This window comes from Lacibacter sp., from assembly GCF_057361365.1.
The window spans coordinates 469,548-480,933 of the sequence record NZ_JBMQSG010000022.1; the positions used below are offsets into that span (position 1 = coordinate 469,548).

Annotated in this window: 12 protein-coding genes; all 12 read left to right on the plus strand. The window is 40.5% G+C overall.

The genetic code is table 11. The features are described from left to right. Positions 1-23: 23 nt before the first annotated feature. Positions 24-1,466, plus strand: coding sequence for an NrfD/PsrC family molybdoenzyme membrane anchor subunit (nrfD, locus tag ACO1QW_RS20305; protein WP_486261252.1), 1,443 nt, complete (start codon positions 24-26; stop codon positions 1,464-1,466). A 32-nt stretch (positions 1,467-1,498) separates the two neighbouring features. Continuing rightward, positions 1,499-2,089 (plus strand): DUF3341 domain-containing protein, encoded by a 591-nt coding sequence (locus ACO1QW_RS20310; RefSeq protein ID WP_486261254.1) that lies wholly within the window; start codon positions 1,499-1,501, stop codon positions 2,087-2,089. A 10-nt stretch (positions 2,090-2,099) separates the two neighbouring features. Then, positions 2,100-2,765: a c-type cytochrome gene (locus tag ACO1QW_RS20315; protein ID WP_486261256.1), complete on the plus strand. Its 666-nt coding sequence runs from the start codon at positions 2,100-2,102 to the stop codon at positions 2,763-2,765. Positions 2,766-2,803: 38 nt separating this feature from the next. Beyond that, on the plus strand, positions 2,804-4,081 hold the full coding sequence (locus ACO1QW_RS20320) for a quinol:cytochrome C oxidoreductase (RefSeq protein ID WP_486261258.1): 1,278 nt from the start codon (positions 2,804-2,806) through the stop codon (positions 4,079-4,081). A gap of 52 nt (positions 4,082-4,133) precedes the next feature. Next, positions 4,134-5,237, plus strand: coding sequence for a cytochrome c oxidase subunit II (locus tag ACO1QW_RS20325; protein WP_486261260.1), 1,104 nt, complete (start codon positions 4,134-4,136; stop codon positions 5,235-5,237). Positions 5,238-5,272: 35 nt separating this feature from the next. Beyond that, positions 5,273-7,087 carry a cytochrome c oxidase subunit I gene (locus ACO1QW_RS20330; protein ID WP_486261262.1) on the plus strand — a complete coding sequence of 605 codons (1,815 nt, stop codon included), beginning with the start codon at positions 5,273-5,275 and terminating at the stop codon, positions 7,085-7,087. Between the two features lie 35 nt (positions 7,088-7,122). After that, positions 7,123-8,040, plus strand: a complete 918-nt coding sequence (cyoE, locus tag ACO1QW_RS20335) for a heme o synthase (RefSeq protein ID WP_486261264.1) — start codon at positions 7,123-7,125, stop codon at positions 8,038-8,040. Positions 8,041-8,087: 47 nt separating this feature from the next. Continuing rightward, the gene (locus tag ACO1QW_RS20340; protein WP_486261266.1) at positions 8,088-8,651 is read left to right on the plus strand and encodes a cytochrome c oxidase subunit 3; all 564 of its coding nucleotides are present in this window, start codon (positions 8,088-8,090) and stop codon (positions 8,649-8,651) included. A 32-nt stretch (positions 8,652-8,683) separates the two neighbouring features. Further along, positions 8,684-9,358, plus strand: a complete 675-nt coding sequence (locus ACO1QW_RS20345; protein WP_486261268.1) for a cytochrome c oxidase subunit 3 — start codon at positions 8,684-8,686, stop codon at positions 9,356-9,358. A 37-nt stretch (positions 9,359-9,395) separates the two neighbouring features. After that, the gene (locus tag ACO1QW_RS20350) at positions 9,396-9,845 is read left to right on the plus strand and encodes a cytochrome C oxidase subunit IV family protein (protein ID WP_486261270.1); all 450 of its coding nucleotides are present in this window, start codon (positions 9,396-9,398) and stop codon (positions 9,843-9,845) included. Positions 9,846-9,927: 82 nt separating this feature from the next. Then, a complete protein-coding gene (locus tag ACO1QW_RS20355) occupies positions 9,928-10,626 on the plus strand; it encodes an SCO family protein (RefSeq protein WP_486261272.1) in 699 nt (232 codons plus the stop codon). 21 nt (positions 10,627-10,647) lie between these two features. Continuing rightward, entirely contained in the window at positions 10,648-11,220 is a 573-nt protein-coding gene (locus tag ACO1QW_RS20360) for a DUF420 domain-containing protein (protein WP_486261274.1), read from the plus strand. The last annotated feature ends 166 nt before the right edge of the window (positions 11,221-11,386 follow it).

Here is an 11,386-nt window from a genome sequence, read left to right on the forward strand (position 1 = left end):
GAAAGCTAAAAGCGAAAACAAGTATGTCATTATTAAGGTACGAATCACAGGTTAGGGAACCATTGGTTGATGGTCACAAAACCTACCACGATGTTACAGAGGATATTTGTAAGCCGGTGGAAGCTGCTCCCACACGTTTGTGGTGGATCGGTTTTATTATTTCGGTTGCCCTCCTGTTATTTGGTGTAGTGAGCCTTTACAAAGAAGTGGTGTATGGTACAGGTATGTGGAACCTCAATAAAACCATTGGATGGGGTTGGGATATCACCAACTTCGTATGGTGGGTAGGTATTGGTCACGCCGGTACGTTGATCTCTGCCATCTTGTTGCTCTTCCGCCAGGGATGGAGAACAGGTGTAAACCGTGCGGCAGAAGCCATGACCATCTTTGCGGTTATTTGTGCGGGCCAGTTCCCGATATGGCACATGGGTCGTGTATGGATGGCCTTCTTCGTGATGCCTTATCCAAATACACGTGGTCCTCTTTGGGTGAACTTCAACTCACCATTGTTATGGGACGTATTTGCGATCTCAACTTACTTTACTGTATCTCTTTTATTCTGGTATAGTGGTTTGATTCCTGATTTGGCTACACTCCGTGACCGTGCTAAAAAGAAATGGGCAAAAGCATTTTATGGTGTTGCTTCTTTCGGATGGACAGGTTCAACCAAACACTGGCAACGTCATGAAAGTTTATCATTGGTGTTGGCCGGTTTAAGTACTCCGCTTGTATTATCAGTACACACGATCGTATCTTTTGACTTTGCCACTTCAGTAATTCCTGGTTGGCATACAACTATCTTCCCACCTTATTTCGTTGCTGGTGCCATCTTCTCAGGTTTCGCCATGGTGCAAACATTGATGTTGGTTACACGTAAGATCATGAACCTGGAAGATTATATTACTATCAGCCACATTGAAAATATGAACAAGGTTATTGTATTAACCGGTTCTATTGTGGGTTGTGCTTACTTAACTGAATTGTTCATGGCATGGTATAGTGCTGTGAAGTACGAACAGGACATTTTCTTTAAATACCGGATTGCTGGGCCTTACGGATGGAGCTACTGGTTGATGATGACCTGTAACGTAATTACTCCGCAGTTGTTCTGGGTTAAGAAACTTCGCCGCAACATCGCCTTTACTTTCTTGATGAGTATCGTGGTGAACATCGGTATGTGGTTCGAACGTTTTGTGATCATCGTATCATCATTGTATCGTGACTATCTTCCTTCTTCATGGTCTGTGTACTATCGTCCAACAATCTGGGAAGTTGGTTTCTATCTCGGATCATTTGGTTTATTCTTTACCTGCTACTTCCTTTTCTCGAAATACTTCCCTGTAATTGCTATTGCAGAGATCAAGCATATCCTGAAGAAGAACGGCGAAAGCTATAAAGAACAAATGGATGGTATTGAAGCGCAAAACGTTGAAGAATTTGCTCACGAGCAAGCGCATGCACATTAATTGAATAAAAAGGAAAGCTAAAAGCTAAAAATATGTCTGTAAAAAAATTCGTAGTTGGCTGTTTCGATGATGAAAAAACGCTGTTTCCTGCGGTGAAAAATACCCGCAAAGCAGGTTACAAGATTCATGATGTGTATACGCCTTTCCCGATTCATGGTTTAGATCATGCAATGGGTTTGCGTGACACCAGCTTACACACTGCCGGTTTTATTTATGCTATGACGGGTACTACAACTGCCTTAACATTTATGAGCTGGGTGTTTACCAAAGACTGGCCAATGAATATTGGTGGTAAGCCACACTTGCCTTTACCTGCCTTTATTCCTATTGTGTTTGAATTAACGGTATTATGTTCTGCAGTAGGTATGGTGTTGACTTTCTGCTACCTCTGCCAACTGGCACCGTTTGTGCGCAAAGATCATTTTCACCTGCGTGCAACAGATGACCTGTTTGTAATGCCAATCGAGATCACTGAAAAAACAAATATTGAAGAAGTAAAAGCATTTTTCCAAAATGCAGGTGCAGTAGAAATATTTGAGAAAGAAGCAGAAACAGGCTGGTGGCTTGGTCGTTACGACAAAACAAGAAAAGCATTTGAAAAAGAAGAAATCGTTACAGCATAAACATATTGAAATGCGTTCAACACAGATTGTTACAATTGGATTGGTTACAGTAGTATTGGCAGCAGCAGCCTGCAATAACGGTCCACGCCGTGATCCAGGCAAAATCTACATGCCGGATATGGCTTACAGCCGTGCAGTAGAAACATACTCTGACCATAGCAACTTAAAAGATGCCAATATTTACTACGATGCAACACCGGTTGCCGGTACAGTAAAGCGTGGCGATGTTGCTTATTTTCCATTAGCAGCTGATAAAGCTGGCGACACAGCAAATTACGTTTCATCAAAGCAGGTATTGAATCCATTGCCAAAGCTGAGCGATAAAGAAATTATTGAAGCAGCAAGATTATATAAGGTCAACTGTGGTATTTGTCACGGCGAGAAATTAGATGGTAACGGTCCTTTATACAAAGGTGGTGATGGTCCATACCCTGCAAAACCCGCTACATTGGTTGGTGATGCAAAGTATGAGAACATGCCCGAAGGCCAGATGATGTATTCTGTAACCTATGGTAAAAACCTGATGGGTAGTTATGCATCGCAGCTTAGCACAAAGCAACGCTGGATGATCATTCGATACATTAAACAAATGCAACCAGGTGGAGCAATCATTTCTGCTCCGGCTGCAGATACAACTGCGGCTCCTGTTGCTGATACAACTAAAGCATCGAAATAAACATTACCAAACTAACATTCAACTATAAACGAAGTTCAATGGCACTGAAAGAACAATTTGTAATACCGGCTGGTTTAAAAAAATGGAGTTATGCATTGATGGGTGTGGGTATTCTTACACTTATCCTGGGCGTTATATTTCTGCATCCATTTTCCGCCGGTCATGGTGAGGGAGCTGAGGCATATGGTGCAACCAAATTCTGGATGGCATTAATGCAAAACAGTATCTACTGGTTATTAGTAGTGGCATCGAGCTTCTTCTTTGTTGCGGCTACTACGCTGGCACAGGCTGGTTTCCCATTAACCTTTCGTCGGGTACCTGAAGCAATCTCAGGTGGAATGAATGTGCTGGGCCCAATTACACTTGTTATTTTATTAGCTTATGTCTGGATTTCTGATGATCATAACATTTATCATTGGAAAGATGTTGAACACGTAAAGCACGATGAAAAACTATTACATAAAAGCGGGTTCTTAAATCCTGTTTTCTATACGGTATTATCATTAGCAGCTGTTGGTTTGTGGATTTGGTTCCGTAACTGGTTCCGTAAAAATTCATTGGCTGAAGATCTTGCTGGCCAGGGCGATCGTTCTTTTTACTGGAAATCATTAAAGATCTCTGCTGCATTTCTTGTTACTTACGGTTTAACAGTGTTGAGCACTTTACCGTGGATGTGGTTGATGAGCATTGATGCTCATTGGTATAGCACCATGTACAGCTGGTACACCTTTGCCAGCTCATGGGTTGCAGGTTTATCACTCATCATGTTGTTCGTGGTCTACCTGAAAAATCATGGTTACCTCGAATTTGTAAACGAAGAACATATTCATGACATTGGTAAGTTCATGTTTGCCTTCTCTATCTTCTGGACATACCTGTGGTTTTCACAGTTCATGTTGATCTGGTATAGTAACCAGCCGGAAGAAACTGAATACTTTATTAATCGTTTAGGTTTTGGTGGTAAAGGCGATGGTCCATACAGGGCAATGTTCCTGCTCAATTTGATCATCAACTTCCTTGCTCCATTGCTTATCCTGATGCGTCGTGGTTCAAAACGTAACTATACAGTAGTAACATTGATGTCGGTGATTATCATCTTCGGTCACTGGTTAGATTTCTATCAAATGGTTACACCTGGTCCGTTGAAAGAATTGGGTAAAGATTCAAACCCTATCAGCCATTTCATTTACAGCTTAGGTATTGGCGCCGGTTTCCTTGGTTTAGTGATTTACCTTGCAGCACAACACTTAACAAAAGCACCGCTGTTACCAAAGAATCACCCGTTGGTGAAAGAAAGTATTATTCACCACACTTGATAATTGAGTAGAGAAAAAACAATTGACCAACTATAAATAATTTGCGCAAGCTATGACTACTACAACATATCTGATTATTGCAGCTGCCTTGCTGGTGTTCATTGTTATCTTCCAGATAGCAAAGGCAAGCGAGTATGTGAGTGTATTAAAAGGTGAAGAAACATCACGCAAACAAAACAACCGTATCAACGGCTTTATGCTGCTTGGCTTTATGATTGTAGGTTTCATTGGTGTATACTTCTGCAATAAGCTGTTGTATAAAACAACATTGTTTCCACAAGGTTCTGCTTCTGTTGAAGGTGAAAAGATCGATGAAATGTTCATGATTACAACTGCAGTTACCGGCTTGGTATTCATCATTACACAATTCCTGTTGTTTTACTTTGCCTGGAAATACCAGGAGAAAGAAGGCCGCAAAGCATTCTTCTTCCCGCATAATAACAAGTTGGAGTTGATCTGGACAGTTGTACCTGCGATCTTCTTAACCGTGTTAGTTGTGTTTGGTTTGCGTTTCTGGTTCCGTATTACATCTGATGCTCCTAAGGGTGCATTGGAAGTGGAAATAGTAGGAAAGCAATTCGGCTGGATGATGCGTTATCCGGGAAAAGACAAAACATTCGGTAAAACATATTTCAGAGTTATCAGCGATGCAAACAGCAATCCTTTTGGACAGGTTTGGGAAGATAACGCTGATCTGAAATTAACGGCCGATAAAACCAACTTTGATGATGTTGTAACTACACAAACCATGTACATCGTTAAGGGCCGCCCCGTGAAATTGATCATTGGCAGCCGTGACGTAATTCATGATGTTGGTTTAAACCATTTCCGTTTAAAGATGGATGCTGTACCGGGTATACCAACCACGCTTTGGTTTACACCTAAGTATACAACTAAAGAAATGAGAGAGCGCACTGGCAATCAAAATTTTGCTTTTGAAATTTCATGTGATCAGATGTGTGGTAATGGTCACTATTCAATGAAAGGTATTATTGAAGTAGTAACGCAGGAAGAATTTGATATCTGGATGGCAAAGCAAAAGCCGAACTATTACACTGCTTTTCCCGACAGGGATCCATCAGCTGTAAAACCTGCTGCTGATACAACAGCAGCTACACCCGCCGCAGTAAAAACAACTGTGGCAATGAGTAAATAATTGTATCGTCAAACGAACTGAATAAATTAGAGAATATGAGCAACGAGACATCACATGTGCATTCTTCTACCGTAAGCGTTCCGCATGAAACGCATCACGAAGTGCATCATGATCATCACCATGAAACATTCCTTACAAAGTATGTGTTCAGCCAGGATCATAAAACTATTGCAAAACAGTTTTTGATCACCGGTATGTTCTGGGCTTTGCTGGGTGGTTTGTTCTCAGTTATTTTCCGTTTACAACTTGGTTATCCTGATGCAAAGTTCCCCTGGATGGAAACACTCCTTGGCGAATGGGCTAAAGGTGGCCAGCTGCAGGCTGAAGCTTACTATGCATTAGTAACTATGCACGGAACCGTACTTGTGTTCTTTGTGTTGACGGCAGGTTTGAGTGGTACGTTCTCTAACTTCCTTATCCCTTTACAGATTGGCGCAAGAGACATGGCTTCACCTTTCTTAAATATGCTTTCGTACTGGTTTTTCTTTACAGCCAGTATTGTAATGCTGTCTTCTTTATTTGTTCAAACTGGACCTTTCAGTGGTGGTTGGACAGCCTATCCTCCATTGAGCGCCTTGGGTGAGGCATCACCTGGTTCGAAAGTAGGTATGGACCTGTGGCTTGTAGCAATGGCCTTGTTCGTGGTGTCATCTTTATTGGGCGGTTTGAACTATATCGCTACAATTTTAAACATGCGCACAAAAGGAATGAGCATGACCAGGATGCCGTTAACTATGTGGGCATTCTTCTTTACAGCAGTTTTGGGTGTATTATCATTCCCTGTATTATTTTCTGGTTTCATCTTATTGATCTTTGATCGTCACTTTGGAACGAGCTTCTATTTAAGTGACATCTATATAAACGGCCAGGCTTTACCAAACGAAGGTGGTAGTGCAATTCTCTATCAACACTTGTTCTGGTTCCTGGGTCACCCAGAAGTATACATTATCCTATTACCGGCCATGGGTATGGCGTCGGAAATCTTGTCGGTCAACAGTCGTAAACCAATCTTTGGCTACATGGCCATGATCGGATCTCTGTTCGCTATCACAATTCTTGCGTTCCTTGTATGGGCACACCACATGTTTGTTACGGGTCTTAATCCGTTCCTCGGTGCGTTCTTCGTGTTGTTAACATTGTTGATTGCGGTACCAAGTGCCATCAAAGTATTTAACTGGTTAACGACTATCTGGAGGGGTAATATCCGCTTTACGCCAGCTATGCTTTTTGCATTAGGCTTTGTAAGCTTGTTCATCTCTGGTGGTTTAACAGGTATCTTCCTTGGTAACTCATCATTAGATATTCATCTTCATGATACCTACTTCGTAATTGCGCACTTCCATATTGTAATGGGTGTGGCAAGTATGTTTGGTATGTTTGCAGGCATTTATCATTGGTATCCGAAAATGTATGGCCGTTATCTCAATAACACACTTGGCTATATTCACTTCTGGGCTACAATGATTGGTGCTTACCTCATCTTCTGGCCAATGCATTATCAAGGTTTGGCAGGTGTACCACGCCGTTATTACAAGTTTGATATCTGGGAATCATTTAAACACTACGATGGATTGAACAAGTTCATCAGTATCGTAGCTATCATTGTATTCCTTGTTCAAATACTCTTCATCTTTAACTTCTTCTACAGCATCTGGAAGGGAAGAAAAGTAACAACACAAAATCCATGGGGTGCCAATACACTTGAGTGGACTACACCAATTAATCCTGGTCATGGTAACTGGGTTGGTGAAATTCCTGAAGTACACCGTTGGGCTTATGATTACGGTAAAGATGGAAAAGAATTCATTCCGCAAACCACACCGGTTAGCGCTGATGAAAGCAAGCATTAATTGACAGACACGTTGTGTCATTATGATAAAATATCTTGAGCAGTAAACAGGAAGATAAGAAACAGCAGAAGTCGGGAGTGAGAGGCAAGGTTGAAGATTATAAGCAGCTCATTAAGTTTACGCTCAGTTTTACAGTGGTGTTCAGCAGTGTAATTGCATACATGCTTGCACCAAATGTAATAGAATATGATTTTATAAGTATTCTGTTGTTATTGTTGGGAGGCATGCTTGTTACAGGTAGTGCCAATGCAATAAACCAGATAACGGAAAAAGAAACAGATGCAGTAATGAAGCGAACAGGCAACAGGCCTGTTGCGAGTGGAAGAATGAGTGTGCAGGAGGCAACGGCGTTTGCTTTTATTGCCGCAATAATTGGTTCTTTGATTTTGTGGTTGTATTTCAGTTGGTATGCTGCATTGCTGGCATTGCTGAGTTTATTTATCTACGGATTTGTTTACACACCGTTGAAGAAAGTAAATTCCATTGCTGTTCTTGTTGGTGCAATACCCGGTGCTTTGCCCTGTCTTATTGGATGGGCCGCAGCTTATGATGATGAAGGCTTTTCATGGACTGGCGGATGGATCTTATTTGCCATCCAGTTCCTTTGGCAGTTTCCACATTTCTGGGCTATAGCATGGGTGGCACATGCAGATTACAGTAAAGCAGGATTTAAATTGTTGCCTTCACAACAAGGACCAACGAAATTTACAGCCATTCAAACAGTAATCTATTCTTTGTTGATGATTCCTGTGGGGTTGTTACCGTTCTTTTTTGATATGAGCGGTATAGTGAGCATGTGGATACTCGTTGCAGCTAACCTGTTTATGGTTATACAATGTGTACGGTTGTATTTCAACATGGATATAAAGAGTGCAAGAAGAGTCATGTTCAGCAGTTACATTTATTTGCCAATTGTATTGCTTGCATTACTGGCCGATAAAATTGCACAGTAGTATTGAAAGATTTCTGTTAAGTGAGCAATAATAAAAGTGTTTGAAAGATGGAGAAGGTTATGAGCAGCGAACAAAAAATGCATCCGCATAAATTTACTTTGTGGATTGCCATTGGAAGTATTACAATGATGTTTGCCGGTTTTACCAGTGCATACATTGTGAAGAGTAACCAGGCAGGTTGGGATCCCGTGCAAATGCCTAAGATCTTTTATTTATCAACTGCAGTAATCATTGCCAGCAGTGTTAGTATTTACCTGGCGCAAAAAGCAATGGCAGCAAGGGAAATGGCACGATATCGTTTGCTGATTTCAGTAACAGCAGTTTTAGGTTTAGCATTTGTAGCAACCCAATTCATTGGTTTTTCCGAATTGTGGGCGAGCAAAATAACGTTTAAGGATAGTGTAGCAGGATCGTTCTTTTATATTATTACCGGGGTACATGCATTGCACGTAGTTGGCGGTATTGTTGCATTAGTGGTTTTATTTTTACGTGCATACAATACCAAAACCAAATTTTACAGCAATGCTCCTGTAGAAACAGCCGGCTTGTATTGGCATTTTGTTGACCTCTTATGGATTTACCTCTTTGTATTTTTCATATTGGTATCATAAGAGAAAATTTGAGAACAATTAAAAACAGATAAATGGCACAAACAGTAGCAGCAAACACAAAATGGTGGAGTGGCGGTAAAAGCCCCTTCAATGTGGAGTATGGCAAGTTGATGATGTGGTATTTCTTAATGAGTGATGCGTTTACTTTCGGGGCATTCCTGATTGCGTACGGTACTGTACGTGTATCAAGCATATCATGGCCCGATCCTAACCACGTATTTAATTCACTTCCGTTTGCCGGACATGCAAATCTTCCGTTGGTGTTTGTGAGCTTAATGACATTTATCCTCATTGTAAGTTCTGTTACAATGGTGCTTGCTGTACACGAAGGCCATCATGGGAATAAGAAAGGCGTAGTAAAATGGATGGTCTGGACAATCATTGGTGGTCTTGCATTCTTAAGCTGCCAGGCATGGGAATGGAATCACTTATATCATCAAGGTGCATGGTGGGGTCGTAATCCGTTTCCTAATGCAGATGGTACTGTTGCTTCAAGCAATTTCGCCAACTTCTTCTTTACTATTACAGGTTTCCACGGCTTTCACGTTTTATCGGGAGTAGTGATAAATATTATTGTAACACTCATGGCATGGCGTGGCGTGTTTGAAAGAAGAGGTCATTATCTCATGATCGAGAAGATCGGGTTGTACTGGCACTTTGTAGATTTGGTATGGGTATTCGTATTCTTATTCTTCTACCTCGTTTAACAATCGTTCAATAAAAACATTCTGAAATAATTTATATATGGAACATCAAACATTTGGCGGCGAAGTAACAATACCACATCATGCACCCGGTGATGATTCGAAAAAGAGGATCTGGAAAACAACCTGGATTCTTTCAGGGATCACTATTGTGGAGTTGATTCTTGGTTACGTTATTTACAGCATGCACAAAGGAACAGATCCGAACCATAGCTTGATTTTTGGTATCAAAGGATTTATTATTATTCTTTCCTTAGCCAAAGCATTTTATATCGTTTCTATTTTCATGCACCTTGGCGATGAGATCCGTAATTTGATCATGACCATTGCTGTACCGTTAGCATTGTTCATATGGTTCATTATTGCGTTTTTATGGGATGGTGTTTCATGGAAAAATCTCAGAAATGAGTATCGGCCAAAAGATGCCATCAAATATGAGCAAAAAGCAGAACCGGCACATGGTGGTACTCATGAGGGTGGGTTGAAATAATTATCTTATCTGATTCAATATTCGTCCCGGTTTTCCTTCATGGAGTATCGGGACGATTTTTTTAGCAGCGAATGAAAAGTGTATGAGCAAAAAAGGGATTTTAGGTTTATTGCTGGCGGTAGGTATTCCTGTTACGGCTTACCTAATTGTAAAGTATAGCAGCGAAGGGATTGTGGATATGCCACGTCACTATTTTTTCGATTCTGTAACAGAAAAAACAGTGAAAGGAAAGCTAGAGAAAGATACCATATGGCATAAGGTAGAAAACTTCAGCTTTACAAATCAGCTGGGCAAAACAGTAAGTGTTGATTCGCTAAAAGGAAAAGTATTAGTGGTGGATTATTTTTTTACCCGCTGTCCCAATCCATGCCCCACGCTTACTCGTAATATGAAAAAGATGCAGGATGCATTTTTGAAAACAGATTCGCTGGTGCATTTTATTTCTTTAACTGTTGATCCGGCAAGAGATAGTGTTGAAGCATTGAAACGATATGCTGATAAATATAAAGTACGTCATAACAACTGGTGGTTTTTAACGGGCGATAAACAAACCATTTACAAACTTGCTTATGATGAATTTAAAGCAGCAACCATTGATGGTGGAGAAGTTGACACGGCTTTTCTTCATACCAATAAATTTTACCTGCTTGATAAAGATCGTGTGATAAGAGGCTGGTACGATGGAACTGATTCGGTAGCCATGGCCAAAATGGCAAGAGATATCGGGTTATTGTTTTTAGAAAAAGACAAGAAGAAAAAGCGAAACCTATTTCGTAAATAAACCTTACAAGACAAAACAACTATGTCCTACAGCCGAGAACACAGAAGAGGAAAATTACCCCCTGCAATTGAAAAGAATGATAAGCTGGCGTATATCCTGATTTTTACAGTAAGTATAATTGTTTTTGTTGCTGTTGCTTTTCTCAGTCGTGTAGAGCTGAAAGTAAACCTGGGATTTGACAAACATATTTTTGCACGACTGAATGCTTTGATCAACACTTTTGTTGCTTTGTTGTTATTGGGTGCATTGTTCGCCGTGAAAGATAAACGCTACCGCACGCACAAGAAATTAATGCTTTGGGCAATTGGTTTTTCTGTAATGTTTCTCGTGTCTTACATCTGCCATCATTTATTTACGGGTGAAACAAGTTATGGTGGTTCAGGTCTTATTAAAATTGTCTACTACCTTATTCTCATTACACATATTATTCTTGCAGGGTTAATTCTTCCATTTATATTATTTACGGCTTACAGAGGATTAACGGCAGAGTTTCACAAGCACAAAAAACTTGCACGTATTACCTGGCCGTTGTGGTTGTATGTTGCTATTAGCGGAGTGCTTGTGTTTTTAATGATAAGTCCTTATTACGGGTAAAGGTTTTTTTTCGCCATCTTCTACTTCATATTTTATTTATCTGCGAAACTCGTAATTATCAGCGTGTATATAGGTTAGTTAACTGTGATAACAGCAGTTTGAAAAAGTATTTGCTGCAAAGCTGTTCTACGCTTTTTGAATATGAAGAGTACGTTTTTTCGTGTTG

Excerpts from the sequence above, each read along its gene's own strand:
- nrfD (WP_486261252.1), top strand. The coding sequence starts at position 24 with ATGTCATTATTAAGGTACGAATCACAGGTTAGGGAACCATTGGTTGAT.
- ACO1QW_RS20310 (WP_486261254.1), top strand. The coding sequence starts at position 1,499 with ATGTCTGTAAAAAAATTCGTAGTTGGCTGTTTCGATGATGAAAAAACG.
- ACO1QW_RS20315 (WP_486261256.1), top strand. The coding sequence starts at position 2,100 with ATGCGTTCAACACAGATTGTTACAATTGGATTGGTTACAGTAGTATTG.
- ACO1QW_RS20320 (WP_486261258.1), top strand. The coding sequence starts at position 2,804 with ATGGCACTGAAAGAACAATTTGTAATACCGGCTGGTTTAAAAAAATGG.
- ACO1QW_RS20325 (WP_486261260.1), top strand. The coding sequence starts at position 4,134 with ATGACTACTACAACATATCTGATTATTGCAGCTGCCTTGCTGGTGTTC.
- ACO1QW_RS20330 (WP_486261262.1), top strand. The coding sequence starts at position 5,273 with ATGAGCAACGAGACATCACATGTGCATTCTTCTACCGTAAGCGTTCCG.
- ACO1QW_RS20340 (WP_486261266.1), top strand. The coding sequence starts at position 8,088 with ATGGAGAAGGTTATGAGCAGCGAACAAAAAATGCATCCGCATAAATTT.
- ACO1QW_RS20345 (WP_486261268.1), top strand. The coding sequence starts at position 8,684 with ATGGCACAAACAGTAGCAGCAAACACAAAATGGTGGAGTGGCGGTAAA.
- ACO1QW_RS20350 (WP_486261270.1), top strand. The coding sequence starts at position 9,396 with ATGGAACATCAAACATTTGGCGGCGAAGTAACAATACCACATCATGCA.
- ACO1QW_RS20355 (WP_486261272.1), top strand. The coding sequence starts at position 9,928 with ATGAGCAAAAAAGGGATTTTAGGTTTATTGCTGGCGGTAGGTATTCCT.
- ACO1QW_RS20360 (WP_486261274.1), top strand. The coding sequence starts at position 10,648 with ATGTCCTACAGCCGAGAACACAGAAGAGGAAAATTACCCCCTGCAATT.